Source organism: Pseudomonas corrugata (assembly GCF_001269905.1).
Lineage (GTDB): Bacteria > Pseudomonadota > Gammaproteobacteria > Pseudomonadales > Pseudomonadaceae > Aquipseudomonas > Aquipseudomonas corrugata.
Genome location: NZ_LHVK01000003.1, coordinates 833,637 through 851,542, shown reverse-complemented (window position 1 = coordinate 851,542; position 17,906 = coordinate 833,637). Strand labels below are relative to the sequence as shown.

The 17,906-nt window shown below is 61.9% G+C and carries 15 protein-coding genes; 1 reads left to right on the top strand and 14 read right to left on the bottom strand.

Annotated features, from left to right (window positions below; genetic code table 11):
- Window positions 1–154 precede the first annotated feature (154 nt).
- From AD665_RS04215 to AD665_RS04170, 11 genes are all read right to left on the bottom strand, one after another.
- Window positions 155–1,177 (bottom strand): ABC transporter permease, encoded by a 1,023-nt coding sequence (locus tag AD665_RS04215; RefSeq protein WP_024780048.1) that lies wholly within the window; start codon window positions 1,175–1,177, stop codon window positions 155–157.
- 151 nt (window positions 1,178–1,328) lie between these two features.
- A complete protein-coding gene (locus AD665_RS04210; protein WP_053191076.1) occupies window positions 1,329–2,882 on the bottom strand; it encodes a sugar ABC transporter ATP-binding protein in 1,554 nt (517 codons plus the stop codon).
- A gap of 80 nt (window positions 2,883–2,962) precedes the next feature.
- Window positions 2,963–3,889: a sugar ABC transporter substrate-binding protein gene (locus AD665_RS04205; RefSeq protein WP_024780050.1), complete on the bottom strand. Its 927-nt coding sequence runs from the start codon at window positions 3,887–3,889 to the stop codon at window positions 2,963–2,965.
- A gap of 53 nt (window positions 3,890–3,942) precedes the next feature.
- Window positions 3,943–4,095, bottom strand: a complete 153-nt coding sequence (locus AD665_RS27560; protein ID WP_167355715.1) for a hypothetical protein — start codon at window positions 4,093–4,095, stop codon at window positions 3,943–3,945.
- Window positions 4,096–4,236: 141 nt separating this feature from the next.
- Window positions 4,237–5,289, bottom strand: a complete 1,053-nt coding sequence (locus AD665_RS04200) for a Gfo/Idh/MocA family protein (RefSeq protein ID WP_024780051.1) — start codon at window positions 5,287–5,289, stop codon at window positions 4,237–4,239.
- A gap of 208 nt (window positions 5,290–5,497) precedes the next feature.
- Window positions 5,498–6,508 (bottom strand): bifunctional inositol 2-dehydrogenase/D-chiro-inositol 1-dehydrogenase, encoded by a 1,011-nt coding sequence (iolG, locus tag AD665_RS04195; protein WP_024780052.1) that lies wholly within the window; start codon window positions 6,506–6,508, stop codon window positions 5,498–5,500.
- Between the two features lie 30 nt (window positions 6,509–6,538).
- The gene (gene iolD, locus AD665_RS04190) at window positions 6,539–8,470 is read right to left on the bottom strand and encodes a 3D-(3,5/4)-trihydroxycyclohexane-1,2-dione acylhydrolase (decyclizing) (protein ID WP_024780053.1); all 1,932 of its coding nucleotides are present in this window, start codon (window positions 8,468–8,470) and stop codon (window positions 6,539–6,541) included.
- A gap of 145 nt (window positions 8,471–8,615) precedes the next feature.
- Window positions 8,616–9,437, bottom strand: coding sequence for a TIM barrel protein (locus AD665_RS04185; RefSeq protein ID WP_024780054.1), 822 nt, complete (start codon window positions 9,435–9,437; stop codon window positions 8,616–8,618).
- Window positions 9,438–9,496: 59 nt separating this feature from the next.
- A complete protein-coding gene (gene iolB, locus AD665_RS04180; protein ID WP_053191074.1) occupies window positions 9,497–10,306 on the bottom strand; it encodes a 5-deoxy-glucuronate isomerase in 810 nt (269 codons plus the stop codon).
- Window positions 10,303–11,196 (bottom strand): myo-inosose-2 dehydratase, encoded by an 894-nt coding sequence (iolE, locus tag AD665_RS04175; protein WP_024780056.1) that lies wholly within the window; start codon window positions 11,194–11,196, stop codon window positions 10,303–10,305. Before iolE ends, iolB begins: the two co-directional genes overlap by 4 nt.
- 162 nt (window positions 11,197–11,358) lie before the next feature.
- On the bottom strand, window positions 11,359–13,296 hold the full coding sequence (locus tag AD665_RS04170; RefSeq protein ID WP_053191072.1) for a bifunctional 5-dehydro-2-deoxygluconokinase/5-dehydro-2-deoxyphosphogluconate aldolase: 1,938 nt from the start codon (window positions 13,294–13,296) through the stop codon (window positions 11,359–11,361).
- A 311-nt stretch (window positions 13,297–13,607) separates the two neighbouring features.
- Here AD665_RS04170 and AD665_RS04165 point away from each other — a divergent pair, with 311 nt between their 5' ends.
- The gene (locus AD665_RS04165) at window positions 13,608–14,528 is read left to right on the top strand and encodes a MurR/RpiR family transcriptional regulator (protein ID WP_024780058.1); all 921 of its coding nucleotides are present in this window, start codon (window positions 13,608–13,610) and stop codon (window positions 14,526–14,528) included.
- 159 nt (window positions 14,529–14,687) lie between these two features.
- On the opposite strand, the gene hcnC is transcribed toward AD665_RS04165, so the two are convergent.
- The 3 genes from hcnC to hcnA are packed head-to-tail and all read right to left on the bottom strand — an operon-like array spanning window position 14,688 to window position 17,687.
- Window positions 14,688–15,965, bottom strand: a complete 1,278-nt coding sequence (gene hcnC / locus AD665_RS04160; protein ID WP_053191070.1) for a cyanide-forming glycine dehydrogenase subunit HcnC — start codon at window positions 15,963–15,965, stop codon at window positions 14,688–14,690.
- Window positions 15,958–17,367 (bottom strand): cyanide-forming glycine dehydrogenase subunit HcnB, encoded by a 1,410-nt coding sequence (gene hcnB / locus AD665_RS04155; RefSeq protein WP_024780060.1) that lies wholly within the window; start codon window positions 17,365–17,367, stop codon window positions 15,958–15,960. The genes hcnC and hcnB overlap by 8 nt, the downstream gene beginning before the upstream one ends.
- Window positions 17,364–17,687, bottom strand: a complete 324-nt coding sequence (gene hcnA / locus AD665_RS04150) for a cyanide-forming glycine dehydrogenase subunit HcnA (RefSeq protein WP_024780061.1) — start codon at window positions 17,685–17,687, stop codon at window positions 17,364–17,366. The genes hcnB and hcnA overlap by 4 nt, the downstream gene beginning before the upstream one ends.
- Between the last annotated feature and the right edge of the window lie 219 nt (window positions 17,688–17,906).

Sequence of the window (17,906 nt, the reverse complement as noted above, 5' to 3'; positions counted from 1 at the left end):
ATGTCCGACAACCCCTTCAAATGTTCTCTGACAGGCTTCTGGCGATCATCGGAGTGCGTTTATAACAAGAAATTCGCTGCGATGGCTGTATTAAGAAGACAAATGGCAACGCCACGCGGATCAGGCGTGGCGCTTTGTCGCAGCACGGTGATCGTTAACGCTTGAGCTTGCGCTTGTTGCGGTACTGATCGATGACCACCGCTACCACAATGATCAGCCCCTTGATGATGTCCTGGATGTACGCATCGACGCCGACGAATGTGAAGCCGCTGGCCATGACGCCGAGGATCAGCGCCCCGATCACCGTCCCGGTGATGCGCCCCACTCCACCGGCCAGGCTGGTGCCGCCGATCACCGCCGCGGCAATCGCGTCCAGCTCATAGGACATGCCCATGCCGGCCTGCCCGGTCGCGGCCCGCGCCGAGGCCACCACCCCGGCAAGCCCCGCCAGCAACCCGGCGATGCTGTAGACGATGACCAGATGCCGCTTGACGTTGATTCCCGAGGTACGCGCCGCCTGCATGTTGCCGCCGATGGCGTAGGTGTATTTGCCGTACTTGGTGTAGCGCAGGGCGATATGGAAAATCATCGCCACCACCAGGAAGATGACCACCGGCATCGCGCCATGACCGATGGCAGTGTAGGAATCCGACAACATGCTCACCGGCTGGCCTTCGGTGTAGTAACGCGCCAGCCCACGGGCCGACACCATCATGCCGAGCGTGGCAATAAAAGGCGGGATACCGGTGATAGCGATGATGCTGCCGTTGATTGCTCCGGCCAGCAGCCCCACGCCCAACCCCGCCACCACCGGTATCCATACCGGTAGATCGGTAAGGGAAGGAAACACGGCACGGGCAAAATCCGAGGTCTGGGCCAGGCTGGCGGCGATCATGGCCGACAACGCCAGCACGGAACCGGACGACAGGTCGATACCGGTGGTAATGATGACCTGGGTCACACCGATGGCCAGCAGACCAATAATCGACACTTGCAGGATCATCAGGACCAAGCGTTGGGAATTCATCAGGAAACTCTGGTCGCGCATGATCCAGCCGAACAACTCGAACACCAGGCCAATGCCGATCAGCACCAGGAAGATACTCAGCTCCGTCGGCAGCCGCCGACGCGTCCTGGCCGGTGCGGCCGCGGGTTTGTTTTCCAGTATTGCGTTCATTGCCATCCACCTTTTTATCAGTTGCGAGGGACCTTGCCCCCCGCTCGGGCACGATGCGGCCCTGTGTTTGGGTCTGCCGCGCCCGAGGCGTCGGACCGGCCCAGCGGGAGCAAGCTCCCTCGCCACGGGCTTATCGCTCGGCTTTGCGACCTCAGGACAGCCCCGAGGCCAGCTGCATGACCCGCTCCTGGGTCGCTTCGCTCCGGTCGAGGGTGCCCATCAGGTCACCTTCGTGCATCACCAGGACCCGGTCGCTCATGCCCAGCACTTCCGGCAGTTCGGAGGAGATCATGATGACCGCCATGCCCTCGCCGGCGAGGTAGGCAATGAGCCGGTAAATCTCGGCCTTGGCCCCAACATCGATGCCACGGGTCGGCTCGTCGAGGATCAGGATCCGCGGGTTGGTCATCAGCCAGCGGGCCAGCAGCGCCTTCTGTTGATTGCCACCGGACAGGGTGTCGATGCATTGCTCCAGCGACGGGGTCTTGACCCGCAGCTTCTTGCACATGTCTTCGCACAGCGCGCGCAAGGCCTTCTGCTGGATGAAGCCGTTGCCGACGTAATGGGGCAGCACGGCCATTTCCATGTTTTCCAACACCGACAGGCAGGGGAACAGTCCACTGAGCTTGCGATCCTCGGTCAGCAAGGCGAAACCCTTCTCGATCGCCATGTGCGGATCGCTGATGCGCACCGGTTGGCCGTCCAGCAAAATCTCACCACCGGTACTGGGCGTGACGCCGAAAATCGCTTCGGCTACGTTGGTCCGTCCCGAGCCCATCAGCCCGGCGATGCCGAGAATCTCCCCGGCATGAAGATCGAAGGAGACCCCCTTGAAGATGCCATCCAGGCTCAGGTCGCGCACCGACAACACCAACTCGCCAATGGGTTTTTCCCGTTCCGGAAACAGCTGGCTCAATTCCCGGCCGACCATCATCGAAATCAGACTGTCGCCGTCCATGCTGTCGGCCCGCTGCAGACCGATGTAGTTGCCGTCGCGAAACACCGCCACTTCATCGGCGATGGCGAACACTTCGTTCATTTTATGGGTGATATAGATGATGCCCTTACCCTGGGCCTTGAGGTCGGCAATGATCGAAAACAGGTGGGCAACTTCCGTTTCAGTGATGGCCGATGTCGGTTCGTCCATGATCAGGATGTCGGAGTCATAGGACACCGCCTTGGCGATTTCCACCATCTGCCGCTCGGCAATGCTCAGGTTGCCCACCTGCTCCTCGGGGTCGAGGTTGATCCGCAGGCGCTCCAGCAACCTGGCGGTGCAACGGTGCATCTCCCCGTGGTCGATCATGTGCAGGCCATTGAGCTGCTCGCGACCGATCCAGATGTTTTCGGCGATGCTCATGTGAGGCATCAGGTTCAGTTCCTGATGGATCATCGCAATGCCGGCCTGCAACGCCGCCAGGGGCGTGTCGAATGTGATCGGTTTGCCCCTCAGGCGCAGTTCACCGGCGTCCGGCTGGTAGATGCCGGCGATGATCTTCATCAGGGTGGATTTACCCGCGCCGTTTTCGCCCATCAAGGCCAGGACTGAACCGGGGCGTACCCGCAACTGCACGTCGGACAAGGCCACCACGCCGGGAAATCCCTTGCTGACATTGACGACTTCCAGCAGATACGGTTCGTCAGGTAGTACGCCCGGCGGGACATTCATTGCCGGGGCGCTCGAAGCTATCGCTGAGGCAAACATGGTCAGGTACTCCCTCGGCAAGGTCGGCGTGGCGTCCTTGCCTGCTTATTGTTGTGGTCGGACCGCTGGTGCGTGGAACGTTACTTGAACTGGTCGACGTTTTCCGGCGTGATCAGCCGATATGGCACCCACACGGATTGCTCCACCGGCTGCTTCTTGATCATCTTCACCGCCGTGTCGATCGAACCGTCGGCCTGGCCCTTGGCATCCTGGAACACCGAGACCGCCATGTCGCCCTTCTTCACGGCGTTCAGGCCATCCGGCGTGCCGTCGACCCCGGCAATCAGTACGCTGCCCTTCTCCTTGCCGGCACCTTTGAGCGCCATGGACGCGCCGATGGCCATCTCGTCGTTGTTCGCCACCACGGCGTTGAACTCACGCCCCTGGGTCAGCCAGTCGTTGACCAGAGTCATGCCCTTGTCTCTGGACCAGGTACCAGTCTGTTCCTGTTCGATCTTGATGTTCGGGTATTTGGCGAGCACTTCCTTGACGCCCTTTGTGCGGTTGGTGGTGGAGTTGTTGGCCAGGTCTCCCAACAGGATCACGATGTCGCCCTTGCCACCCATTTTGTCGGCCAGGTATTGCATCTGCATCCGGCCGGCTTCCAGGTCATCGGAGGCAACGGTCACCACGCCAGCCGGCAGCTTCAGGTCATCGGGACGACGGTTGACGTAGACCAGTGGAATGCCCGCGGCCACGGCGGCCTTGGTGATGCGCTGGGTCGCAGCGGTGTCCACCGGGTTGACGATGATCGCGTCGACCTTCTGACTGATGAAACTTTCAACCTGGCTCAGTTGCTTGACCACATCACTGCGTGCGTCTTCGAACTGCAGGCCGACGCCATCCGGCATGGACTTGGCTTTCTTGTCCATGGATTCACGCAAGTAAGTCAGCCAGGTGTCGTCGAACTGCGACATGCTGACCCCGATCTTCAGGTCCGCCAGGGCAGCGCCGCTGGCAAGCATCAACGACAGAGCCAACGAGGCGATACGGGTCTTGGTCTTCATGAACGGTCTTTCTCCACATTCTTGTTGGTTTTATGGATAAGGCGTGTCGGAACTCAGGAACGGGGCAAACGCACGATGGGCGCACCGGGCATGCAACACACCACGGCGCCGTTGCGCTGGATGCACAGGGATTCGAACAGAGGAAGGGCTGCGGACAAGCGCAGCAGACGTGACAGGTGAAACGCAGAGCGGCTGAAGGTTTTCATCGACGGTACCTGGCTGTGTTTCTTGTTTTTGTTGAGTCCGCCGCTTGTTTAAGAAGCCGGTGCACAAGCGGGAACAGGATGTCGGTAACCTGGAAAAGACTTTATTGGAAAATTTTTTCCATATCAACAAATTTTAGAATTTTATTCGTTTTTTGTTCCATGGCCGATGGGCGTGGCTAACACCATCACTTCATGGCGTTCCGCGCTCTGCCGGGCAGCGTCCAGCAGACGGGTAGTCGCCAGTGCATCACGGGGTTGGACTGGCAGCGGGCCAGCTCCCTGCAATGCGATTTGCAGGCGCTGATAGAACTCAATCCAGCAACCTCGCTCCGACGTCACCCGCTCACGCTCGGCGCCGTGCTCGAACCAGCCCCAGCGTCGATGCTCTTCGGTCCCCCAGCGCTCGCCCTCCGTCGCCGGGCTCAAACCGGCCAGAGCCTGGGCTTCCTGCCCGTCCAGGCCCTCGACGGTATAACACCCCTCGGAACCACTGACCCGGAACCGTGGGCGCGGCGCGTTCTGCAGGCAGCTGCCATTCAAGTGCGACACCACGCCGTTGGCATGGGTCAGGGAGATAAAGAAGCCATTGTCGAAAACCTGACCTGGCTGCCGATAGTCCAGTTCGGCGTAGATCCGCACCACCGGCCCGAACAGCTGCAACGCCTGGTCCACCAGATGACTGCCCAGGTCACGCAGGAATCCGCCACCGCTGCCCTTGCCCACCGATGTCGGCGAATAACGCTCGACACTGGACTCGAACCGCAGGACCTGTCCCAGGACACCGGACGCCAACAATTTACGCACGGTCAGGAAGTCCGAGTCCCAGCGCCGGTTCTGGTACACACACAGCGGCACGTTGCGTCGCTCGGCAGCCAGCACCATCGCCTCGGCCTGCGCGGCATCAGCGGCGAACGGTTTGTCGCTGACCACCGCCACGCCCCGCTCGATGGCCTCCATTACCACGGCCGGGCGACCGTCCAGCGGTGTGGAAACCACCACCGCGTCGACGCCGACCGCCACCAGTTGCTCCAGTGTGTCGAAAGCCTGGACATCGGGATGTTCGGTCGCCAGTTGTTGGCGGCGCTCGGCGGACCGGGTCACCACACCCACGAACGTCGCCCCCGGCAAACTGCTGATCAGCGGCGCATGAAAAAACCGTCCACCCTTGCCGTAGCCCACCAGTCCGATTCGCATGAAAGCTCCTTATAGATCGTTGAGTGGATGCGCTCGTTGTGGGAGCCGAGCTTGCTCGCGATAGCGTCGGATCAGATGGCATCGATGCTGACTGAACTACCGCCATCGCGAGCAAGCTCGGCTCCCACAGGGACAACCATCAACCGTAGAATGATGTCGCCTAACACACCGTCTTCGCGAGCAAGCCCAGCCCCCACAGGAACCACCATCAGCCGTAGAAACGCGGGCGCTCGGGCAGTTGCACCTTGACGATTTGCCCACTGCCCTGCGCCTCGATGCAGGCATCCGCCGCCACCGCCGCCGCGAAACCATCCCACGCCGAAGGGCCGCCCACCTGCCCGGCGCGGACGCCGTCGATAAAAGCTTGCAACTCGACGTCATAAGCGGCGATGAAGCGATCCTTCCAGTCCATCAGGATGGCATTGGACAGCTTGGCGCCGCTGCGCAACTGTACCTGGGACGGTTCCGGCAACTTGGCGATGCCGGTCTCCCCCACCACCTCGCATTGGATGTCATAGCCGTACTGGCAGTTGACGAACACTTCCACGTCGATGCGCGTGCCCCTGGCGGTTTCCAGCAGGACGATCTGGGGATCGCGCAGGTGGGCCAGGGCCTTGCTGGTCTTGCGGGGGAAGACCACTTGCACCGACACGTAGTCGTCCGCCAGCAGCCAACGCAACACGTCCAACTCATGGATCAAGGTGTCGGTGATCGCCATGTCAGTCTTGTAGTTCTCACCCACGCTGGGGTTGCGGTGGGCACAATGCAGCATCAGGGGTTCGCCGATCTGGCCGCTGTCGATCACCGCCTTGAGCGCCCGATAGCCTTCATCGTACGGACGCATGAAGCCGACCTGCACCAGTCGCTTGCCATGGACCACCTCGGCCTCGACGATCCGGCGGCAGCCTTGTGCAGTGACCGCCAAGGGCTTCTCACAGAACACCGGTTTGCCGGCAGCAATCGCCGCCAGCACGAACTCCTCATGACTAGGTCCCCAGGACGTGACCAGGATCGCTTCGACCTCCGGTGCCTTGATCAATGCGTGTCCATCAGGATAGACCTCGGCGGTCAGCTTCAGGTCGGCCACCACTTTCGCCGCCTGGGCCAGATTGATGTCGGTCACCGCCACCACCTGGCTGTTGAGCAAGGTCTGGCTGCAACGACGGATATGGTCCTGGCCGATGGCCCCGGTGCCAATGACGCCCAGCTTCAAAGACATGTAGAACTCCTTATGTAGGGTTGGGGCAAATCAGTACTGACGGGCCTGGGCCAGTCGTTCATTGAGGGCCTTGGCGACCGCATTGGTCCGGGCGCTGGTGGAGACTTGCGCCACACCGACCCGCCACCACGACAGGTAGCCGTGGATCATGGTCTTGGGCAGGACTTTGATATCGATCAGGGTCGAGACCGTTTGCAGTCGTGCGTCCGCCAGGGCCGCGAGCAGTTCGTCGAGGGTCTTCACCTTGTAGGTCTTGCAGCCGTAGGCCGCCGCGCTCATGGCGAAATCCACCGGCACGAAGCCGCCGTCGAGCTTGCCGGTGTCGGGGTTGCGGAAGCGGAACTCGGTGCCGAAACTGTCCATGCCGTTCCCCATCTGCAAGTTGTTGATGCAGCCGAAGGTCATGTTGTCCAGCAGCACCACGTTGATCTTGCGCCGCTCCTGGATCGAGGTCGCCAGCTCCGAATGCAGCATCATGTAGGAGCCGTCACCCACCAGGGCGTACACCTCTTTATCAGGCTCGGCGAGTTTCACCCCCAGCGCCGCATTCACCTCGTACCCCATGCAGGAATAGCCGTATTCGAGGTGGTAGGTATTCACGCCCTTGCTGCGCCAACTGCGCTGCAGGTCACCGGGCAGGCTGCCGGCGGCGGCGACGATGATCGCGTCATCCGCCAAGGCCTCGTTGAGCGTGCCCAATACCCGACTCTGGGTCAGGCAGGAGCCGGTAAGCTCGATGAACTCGCGAAACACTGCCGGGTCCATGCCGTCATCGATTTCCGGGACGAACCCCTCGACCTGATAATCGGCCTGGTAGACCCGGTCCACCTCAGCCTCCAGTTGCCCCTTGGCATCGGCAATCCGCCCGCCCCATTCGGCACGATAATCCCCCATGGCGGCGGACAGCGCGTCCAGCCCCGCGCGGGCATCGGCCAGCAGTTGCACGCCGTCGAGTTTCAGTGCGTCGCATGGACTGATATTGAGGTTGAGGAATTGCACATCCGGATGTTGGAACAACCATTTGGAGCCGGTGGTGAAGTCGCTGTAGCGAGTACCGATGCCGATGATCAGGTCCGCTTCCTTGGCCAGCAGATTCGCCGCCAGGCAACCGGTTTCGCCAACACCGCCGACGTTCAGCGGATGGCTGGAGACCACCGCGCTCTTGCCGGCCTGGGTCTCGGCAAAAGGAATGTCGAAGCGTTCGGCAAAGGCTTGCAATGCGCGGTTGGCGCCGGCGTACTTTACTCCACCGCCACAGATGATCAGCGGCTGGCGCTTGCCCTTGAGCAGGGCCAGGGCGTCCTCGAGCATTGCCTCGGTGGCCGGACGGCGGTCGATGCGATGCACGCGTCTTGCCAGGAAGTAGTCCGGGTAGTCATAGGCTTCGGCTTGCACATCCTGAGGCAACGCCAGGGTCACCGCGCCGGTTTCGGCCGGATCGGTGAGCACGCGCATAGCGTGGATCGCGGCGCTCATCAACTGTTCGGGACGGTTGATCCGGTCCCAGTATTTGCTCACTGCCTTGAACGCATCGTTGGTGCTGATGCTCAGGTCGTGGAACTGCTCGATCTGCTGCAACACCGGGTCCGGTTGACGACTGGCGTAGACATCGCCGGGCAACAGCAGCAATGGAATGCGATTGGCCGTCGCCGTGGCCGCCGCCGTCAACATGTTCGCGGCGCCAGGACCGACCGATGAAGTGCAGGCGTAGATCTTGCGGCGCAGGTTCTGTTTGGCGAAGCCAATGGCGGCGTGGGCCATGCCCTGCTCGTTGCGGCCTTGATGGACCACCAGGTCGCCGCTGTCCTGCTCTAGCGCCTGGCCCAGGCCCAGCACATTGCCATGGCCGAAAATGGTAAAGACTCCGGCGACGAACTTGCTCTGGACACCGTCGACCTCGACGTACTGGTTATCGAGGAATTTCACCAGGGCCTGGGCCATGGTCAGTCGTGTTGTGGACATGCTTGCACCTTGTCTGGAATGCGATCCCTGTGGGAGCGAGCCTGCTCGCGAAGCGGTGTATCAGACAACATCACTGTCGAATGTGAGATCGCTTTCGCGAGCAGGCTCGCTCCCACAAGGGGGCTCATCATTTTTGAGAGGCGTGTCAGGCCTGGGAATTCTGCAGATGGCTCATGCTCGCCCCCAACGCCTGGCGGATATCGGCCAGTTCATGCACGCTCTCGGCGAACGGTTCGAAGGACAAGTAACCTTCGTAGCCACCAGCCCGTAGCGCCTCGATCTGTGCGGCGTTGCCGAGGATGTCGGCCTTGCCCACCAACACCCGGTGGCCGTCGCGGATCGTCGCCAACGGCACTTGGGCATCTTCCACGCCGGAGATGTGCACCAGCCCGGTCAGTTCGGGGAAGAACGCCTGTTCACCCGCCAGATGGTGGTGAAAGGTATCGTGCACCAGGCGGAATACATCCAGCCCGCCGATGGCCTTGATCGCTTCCACCGCCGCCCCCTTGCGGCGCAACGAGCATTCCTCGAACCCCAGGGGCTCGATGAAGCCGTAGATACCAAAGGCTCGCAGAATCGGCGCCAGTTCGCTGAGCGCCGTGCGCAGCCCCTCCCCGCGCTCGGCCTCGCTACGCGGGTCGGCACGATCATTGAGCGGGCACATGACCAGGCCCTCGGCGCCACATTCGCGCGCATAGTCGGCCAGCCTCAACGCCTGGCCGCGACGCTCATCGTTCCACACATCGAAAGGATAGAGGGCGTTGATCGACAGCACCTTGATGCCCCGCTCTTCGCACAACTCGCGCACGCGAACAGGCGCCATGCCGTTCTCGATCTCGACGCCTTCAAGATCGTTGCGGATCTCGATGGCATCAGTTTTCAAGGCCAAGGCCAGATCGATGAATTCGGGCAACGCCAGGCGCGGGGCAACCATTCGGTTCAAGGCAAAACGCAGGGGCTTATTCATCTTGTTATCCCTCCAGTGTCCATACGAAACGGCTTGGGTGAGCGGGCAGCAAACGGTGCTCAGAGATCCAGTAACCAACTGTGCTGCGGATCGTTATGGAACTGCCAGACCCGCTTCGGGCCGGCCATGACGTTCAGGTAATACGACTCGTACCCGTAGGGCACGCTGACCGGGTGGTAGCCCTTGGGTACCACCACCAGGTCGCCGCTCTCCACGGCCATGGCCTGGTCGATACTGCGGTCGTCGGTGTAGACCCTCTGGAACACGAAACCCTGGGAAGGACTGACCTGGTGATAGTAGGTTTCCTCCAGGAAGCTCTGGTGCGGCAGATCGTCGGTGTCGTGCTTGTGGGGTGGATAGCTCGACGAATGACCCGACGGTGTGCGCACTTCCACCACCAGCAACGAGTGGGCCGGTTCGCTGTCCGGCAGGATGTCGCAGACATACCGGGTATTCGCCCCTTTCCCGCGCACGCTGCGCTTCATGCTGTCGGGACGGATCAGCCGTGGGCCGTAATCGTTCAGGCTGGAGCCCGGCGCGCTACAGACGGCGACCTGTACGTCGCTCAGGGCGATCACCTGGGCCTGGCTGCCGGGCGGCAGGTAGGCGGCGTAGGGCGATTTATCCTCGAACACCGACTGGCGATCGCCGAGGTTGTCCCAGGCGAAGCTGCCCTGCCCCGGCGCTTCGCCCTTGAGGCTGATGCGGCCACTGAGCAGCACCAGGCACAACTCCTTGTCGCCGGCAGCCACCGGCAGGGTTTCGCCGAGGCTCAAGCGGTAGGCCGCGAACCCGACGTATTCCAGCTCGCCCGGGGGCAGTTGGACCATGGTCCGACCACTGGACTGGCTCTTGATCAACAGACTCATGACGAACTCCTTTCCTGCAGCAAGGCGCGCAAGGTGTCGTAACCCTTTTTGGCGTAGGCATAACTCGGCGCCACGGCCGGATCCTGCTCGGCTTCCACCACCAGCCAGCCCTGGTAATCGGCGGCCAGCAGGACGTCCAGCAACGCGGCGAAATCGATGTCGCCGTCCCCCGGCACAGTGAAGGTGCCATTGACGATGCAGTCCGGGAAGCTCCAGAGATGGTTGCGCGCCAGTTGTACCACCGGTTTGCGCACATCCTTGAAGTGCACATGACAGACCCGCTCGATGTGCTTGCGCAACACCTGCAACGGCTCGCCGCCGCCCATGTAGCAGTGGCCGGAATCGAACAACAGGCCGACCTCACTGCCGGTCAAGGCCATCAGTTTGTCGATGTCCGAGGGCGATTCGACGTAGGCCCCCATGTGGTGGTGATACGCCAGTCGCACGCCTTGGGACAAGGTGAAACGTGCCAGTTCGGTCAGCTTGTCGGCATAAGCCTGCCAGGCGTCGTCGGTGTGGAAACGCGGCCGCTCGATCAGGGGAATGCGCTGGCCCTGGATCGAGTCGGCGACTTCGCCATAGACCAGCACTGTTGCACCGTTCTGCGCCAGCAACTGGACGTGGGCGGCAATCGCGTCGATCTCCTCGGCCGCCGAGCGCCGTGCCAGGCGACTGGAGTACCAACCGGACACCAGTGCCAGGTCGTAGGGGCGCAGCACATCGCCAACGCCCTTGGCGTCCTTGGGAAACTTGCCATTGAGCTCGAAACCCTCGTAGCCGATGGCCTTGCCTTCGCTCAGCGCGGTGCTCAACGGCGTCTCCCCGCCCAGGGACGGCAAGTCGTCGTTGCTCCAGGAAATCGGGTTGATACCAATTCGAATAGCGGGCATGGCTGCACCTTTTATTGTTTTTACATAGCAATTGAAAGCTGCGCAGAACCTTGTGGGAGCGAGCCTGCTCGCGATAGCGGTCTTTCAGGCGACTGATGCTCAACAGTTAGTCCGCTATCGCGAGCAGGCTCGCTCCCACATCAGGTTCAGTGTTCACATTATTCAGCTCCGGGCAGCGCGCCACGCCTCGATCAACTCCACAAACGTGCCCTGCACCTGCTGGATCAGGGCTTCGTCATCGATTTCTCCCGCCAGCCAGGCCCGGCTCGGCTCCTGAAAAATCGTGCGACCCACGGCGAATCCCCGGCAGGTCGTGCTCTGGCTGGCCTGGCGAAATCCTTCGGCCAAGGCGGCAGCCGGGGCGTTGAGCCCCAGGAGCACGACCCCGCGGCAATAGGGATCGCGCTGCTGGATCAGTTCGTCGAGCTGCTTCCACTCATCCGCAGTCTGAGCTTCAATCTTCCACCACGCCGGGTAGATGCCCAGGTTGTAGAGGCGCTTGAGTGCGCGGTACAACACATCAGGATGCTGCGAGGGATGATCCTTCGGTGGAATGACCTCCAGCAGCAATTCATGGCCGCTGACCTGGGAGGCCTTGTAGAGTCCCATCAGCTGCGCCTCCTGCTCCAGGCGCAGCAGTGGTTCGTCATCGGGGTGGAACTGCACCAGGCACTTGATGATTTGCTCGCTGGGCCAGGCGATCAGGTTGCTGCCGATGGAACGCCCGTGTTCGAACGCCAGCGGCCGCGAGCCTTGCACTTCCACGGGCCGCGCGACCCACCAGCCGCGCCCGGTGGCGGCGTTCAACGAATCCTGGCCGAAGCGTTGATCGGCCAGCAAGCCAACGTCGGCCTCGATGCCCTGGTGCTTCAGGTCAGCTTCGACCCGCTCCACCGCCTGGACGAACAGTTGCTTGAGTGCACCAATGCAACTCAGGTCTCGATCACCTTTTTGCGCCAGTTCCACCAGTTGCCAACGATGGTCGAAGGCAAAGATGAACAGTTGTTTCCAGGACTTGCGCGGCACGCTGACCTGATGCAGTCGCTGCAGCACGAGGTCCTGGTCCGGCCGGGTGATCGGCACCGGGCTGTCGAACAGGTAGTCGAGTTCAGCCCGGGTCGGCATCGCCGGCGCACAGCCGTGACGCGACACCACCAGGCCACCGCAAGCGTTGGCCAGTTGGCAGCAACGCTCATCGCTGGCATCCTCCAGCCAGCCGGCGAGGAAGCCCGACATGAATGCATCGCCGGCGCCCAGTACATTCAGGACCTCGACCCGGACACCCGGATAAATGGCGCCGTCCTCGAGTCGAGCCGGGATGGCGCCGTGAATCACCGTGCAACCCTGCGGGCCGAGCTTGACCACCAGGGTGGCCGCCGTCAGCGAACGGACAGTACGCAGCGCCGTCAGCAGATCTTCGCTGCCGCCGGCAATCAGGAATTCTTCTTCGGTGCCGACGATCAGGTCGAAGCGCGGCAGGATGCCTTGCACATGCTGGCTGACTTTCTGGTCGGCGACAAAACGGGTTTCCCCATCGGCCTTGCCCGTCAGGCCCCAGAGCACCGGTCGGTAGTCGATGTCCAGTATGCGTTTGACGTTGTGCTTGGCAGCATGCTCCAGCGCCTGGAGACTGGCCTCGTAGACGCCTTCGGTGGAGAAATGAGTGCCGGTGATCAGCAGGGCCTTGCTGGAGGCAATGAAGGCCTCGTCAATGTCTTCTGCGCGCAACGCCATGTCGGCACAGTTTTCCCGGTAGAACACCAGGGGAAAGCTTTCCCGATCCTTGATGCCCAGCAGGACCAGGGCGGTCAGACGCTCAGGGTCGACCTTGATACCGCTGACATCGCAGCCTTCGCGCGCCAGGGATTCCACCAGGAAACGGCCCATGTGGTCATCCCCCACCCGGCTCAACATCGCCGACCTGAGCCCAAGTCGTGCGGTGCCGAAAGCGATGTTGGCCGACGATCCGCCCAGGTATTTGGCGAAGCTCGACACATCCTCCAGCCGCGCCCCGACTTGCTGCGCGTACAGGTCCACGCCCAGGCGTCCCAGGCAGATCACATCCAATTGACGCCCACTGGCAAAACGAGTCTGGCCCATGCTGGCTCCTGTTATTTTTATCAGCCCGCGTTCGCTGCCGGACCGGCGCCAACGCTTTTGGTGGATGCAGACTAAAACGAGCAAGGCCCAACAATCAATAATTTTTCTATAATATTTTTATGTGGAATATTTTTTCCAATAAGATGGAAAGCAGGCGTGTCAGACGCAGTGCATCGTTTCAGCCAGTGATTGCAATGTCACCCACCATGATTTTCCCTGCGCCTACGCTGTAGACTGCGAGCAGCCAACTTATTGTCGAGGGCCGGTCTTTTACCGGGCGGTCCTATAAGAACAAGCCAGAAGGATTATCTATGACCCGCCCCGATCTGCCGGCGCTATCCGAGAGCGCGTCCGAGGCCGCCCTCGCCAGCCCACCGATCAATGCCGAGCGTCTTTTGCAACTGATCACCGATGAGTATGAAAGCCTGCCGCGCCAGCTCAAACGCATCGCCAGCTACATGAGCCAGCAAAGCGACCGGATCATGGTGGATCGCATCAGCGACATCGCCCGCGAGTGCGAAGTGCATCCCTCGGCCATCGTGCGTTTCTCCCAACGGTTCGGCTTCAGCGGGTTCAGCGAAATGCAGGCATTGTTTCGCGAGGCCTATACCCACAAGACCACGCCGGTGCAGAACTACCAGCAACGCATTCGCAGCATGATCGCCAACAAGTCGCAGAAAGCCAGCGGCGGCGACCTGGCACGCGAATGCATCAACGCCACGCTGTCGGGCATCGAGCGACTGGGGCTGGAATTGGACGACCTGGCGTTCGACAAGGCTGTCGATCTGGTGGTCAACGCCGACAACATCTATGTAGTGGGCGTGCGGCGCTCCTTCGCGGTGGCTGATTACCTGGTCTATAACCTGCAGCACACCAACAAGCGCATCCATCTGGTTTCCGGCCTGGGGGGCAGTTATCGCGAGCAGATGCGCAGTGTGCGGGCCAACGACCTGGTGATCGCCATCAGCTTCACCCCCTACGGCAAGGAAACCCAGCACTGCCTGCGCATCGCCCAGCATCACCAGGCCAAGACGCTGATCATCACCGACAGCAACTTGTCGCCCCTGGCAAAACGGGCCAACACCGTGCTGCTGGTGAACGAAGGCAGCTCCTTCGCCTTCCGCTCGCTGAGTGCCACCCTGTGCCTGTGCCAGGCGTTGTTCATTGCCGTGGCCTATCGGCTGGAACTCAAGGTTGATGAGATTCATGAACAGGTGGGGTTCGAGGATTGACGCTCGATCTACAACCCATCCCTGTGGAAGCAAAGCTTGCTCGCGATAGTGGCAGACCAGTCAATATTGTTGCTGACTGACTTAACGCAATCGCGAGCAAGCGTTGCTCCCACAGGGTGGAGGCTTCACTGACTTGCATTCGAGCACAGGCTCGCTGCCTCAGGCCAATTCCATTTCCTTCGGTTCAGCGGCCATCGGGATGACCTCGAAGCGGTCCGCCAGGAACGGCGTGATATCCAGCGGCAGCGGCTCGTTGTTTACCAGCCTGTCCAGCAAGACGCCGGTGATGGCCGAGGTGAGGATGCCCGTGCGGAAATGCCCGCACGCATTGAGGTAGCCTTCCACGCCTCGCATCGGCCCCAGGATCGGCAACTCATCGGGGGACCCCGGACGCAGGCCGGCCCAGGTCCGCTTGAGGTTGATGTCGGCCAGTTGCGGGATGCACCGCATCGCGCCCTGCACCAGTCCCTCGATCTCGGGGTAGGTGGTGGTCACGTCGAAGCCCTTGTCTTCGGTGGTGCTACCGATGAGGATTTCGCCGTTGTCTTTCTGCGCCACGTAGCAGTCGCTGGTGGTCAGGCATCCGTTCAGGAGCTTCGGCATGCGCTCGGTCAGCAGGATCTGCCCCTTGACCGGCTTGACCGGAATCCGCACGCCGGTGGCCTGCTCGCTCAGGTCCGCCGCCCAAGCACCGGTGGCATTGATCAGGGTCCGGCAGTGGAAGGTTCCGGCCTCGGCGGTGTTTACTCCCGTCACCCGCGCCCCGCTGCGCAACACCTCGGTAACGTGGGTATTGAAGTACAGGTCGACACCATTCTGCCGGGCACCTTCGGTGTAGGCGTCGGCCAGCCGGAACGGGCTGACCTGGTGATCGCACAGGAATTCCAGGGCGCCCCGGGCTTCATGGCTGACGCCGGGCTCAGCCTGGCGCAGGGCAACCTGATCGAGCCAGCGCACCTGATCGGCCAGGTGGGGAATGCAGGCGACGATGTGCTCGGCATACAAGCGATCCTCATCGTCGTAGATCACGAACTTGAGCCCGGTTTCCTCGAATTTGATATCCATGCCATGGTTGTCCAGCAGCTCCCGGTGCAGTTGGGGGTACATCGCATTGGACTGCAAGGCAAAGTCGAAGAACGACTGCGGAAGGATATGCGGCGTGCTGGCATCCACCGCCACAGCCGCTCCCTGGGTCTGGCGCTTGCGGTTGGCCGACATCATGCGAAAGAAGATCACCCCGCAACCCAGCCCCACCGACTCGCCAATGGCCCACAGCCCGCCAGCCGAAGCGCGGGTCGCGTTGCCGGGGCGCTTGGCGTCGATCAGGGCGACTCTCAGGTGCTTGCGCTTGGACAGTTGGTAGGCACAGGAAGCGCCGATCACGCCGCCACCGGCGATGACTACATCGTAGTCCTGGATCCCTGGATGTTCAGTCATGCCGGGCGGCCTCCATGTCAACACTGCGGAACGCTGAAAACGGTATCGGATCGATCGGAAAGCGTGGTCGCAGCCAGCCGACATCGGCACGCCCGGTGGCTTCGCGCAGGCGGTCGCTGCAGTACCCGACGCACATCCGTCCCTGGCAATCGCCCATGCTCACGCGGGTGCGCATCTTCAGGCTGGCCATGTCCTGCACACCCTGCTCCAGGGCCCGGTCGATATCGGCGCGGGTGGCGTGTTCACAGCGGCAGATCACCGTATCGGCCGCTGGCAGCGCGGTTTGTCCCGCACCGCGTCGGGTGTAGCGGTCCACGGCGGCACGGAAGCGGAGGATCCGATCCAACTGTGCCTGATACCGCTTGCGGCGCTCGAGGGCGACATGGGGCTCCAGCACATTGCATTGCATCAGCACCGACAGCGCAGCGATGCGCCCGCTCAGCATGGCCGCTTCACCACCGCGAATCCCGCCCATGTCACCAGCCAGGTGAATGTGCGCCTCGCTGCTTTGCTGCCAGGCATCGGACACCGCCCGCAGGTAGCCATCGTCGCTGAAACCATGTTCCAGACCGATCTGCTGGCTCAACTGGGTGCGCGGTATGAAACCGTAGCCGACCGCCAACGTCTGGGCCGGCACCTGTTCGGCGCGTTCCAGGTCGGGCTCCCAGTCGCTGGAATACGGCGCGACGGTGACCATGTTCAACTCGCCCTCGCCATGGGCCTGCACCACGCCCCAGCCATAGCGTACGGGTATGCGATGACGCTTGAGGTAGGCCAGCATGCTCAGGCCATCGAGAAAGAGTTGCGGCTTGTTCAGCAATGCCAGGCTTTCCCTGGCGATCCTGCCGAATGCGCAGGCTTCATAGACACCGGCCACGGCCACGCCTGCGGCATGCAGCTGACACGCCACCAGCGGCAGCAACGGACCGGTACCCGCGATCACCACCGGGCTCGGTGGCTTGACCACCCCGCTCTTGATCTGCAGTTGCAGGCCACCCAGCAGCATCACTCCCGGCAAGGTCCAACCGGGGAAAGGCACGCTGCGCTCATGACAACCGGCCGCCAGGACCAGGTGTGAATAGGTGACCTCGCGCACGCGTTCGCTGGCATCGAGCAACATCAGCGCCCGCAGCCCTTCGACCCCGATGACGCGGTGGTTGAGCCGGACGTCGATCAGCCCGGCATGCCGGCCGAACTCACCATGGAGTTTTTCCAGGGCTTCGCTGTAGCGCGGTCCCAGGTAGTCGAGGCTGACGCCGTCGCGCAATGGACCCCGATACACAACGCCGCCAAGGCGCGGCGCCTCTTCAAGCAAGGTACAGCGCACCCCGTGCTCCGCCAGCTCGATGGCGGCCGCCATACCCGCCGGCCCACCGCCGACAATCACCGGATCGAGGCTCATGGCGCCTCCATTTCGACGATGCGGTTGGTCCGGGTTTCGATCTGCATGCCAGGGCGCACCTGGGTCTGGCAGGCGCGGCGCTTGTGACGGCCGTCGATCCTGACCAGGCAGCATTGGCAGACGCCCATGCCGCAGTAGGCACCGCTGATCTGCCCGTGATCGTTGCGGGCCACCTGGCGCTGGCCCTGGGACTGGATGACGGTCAGGACGGTTTCGCCCCGGGCGGCATTGACGACCCGCCCGTCCAGGTGCACCGTCATGTCGGGTCTGGTTAATGGCTGGATATCGAATTTTTGGCGTAGAAGGTCTTGAGGCTGCATGATGCGGCTCTTCCTTGATGCTTTTATTGAATGCTTTATCGAAGACCGGTGAGGTCTCGGCTCCTTGCGGCACACCACCACCGGTTAGCGTCATTACCCGACAGCGACAGCGCGCCAAAGCAGGGCAACGAACGCAACATAATAGTGCGCACTCAATTCATGTTAGGGATTATTTGTGACCAAGTGTTGATCCAGGCCGGTGAAACCGCTTGCCCTTCC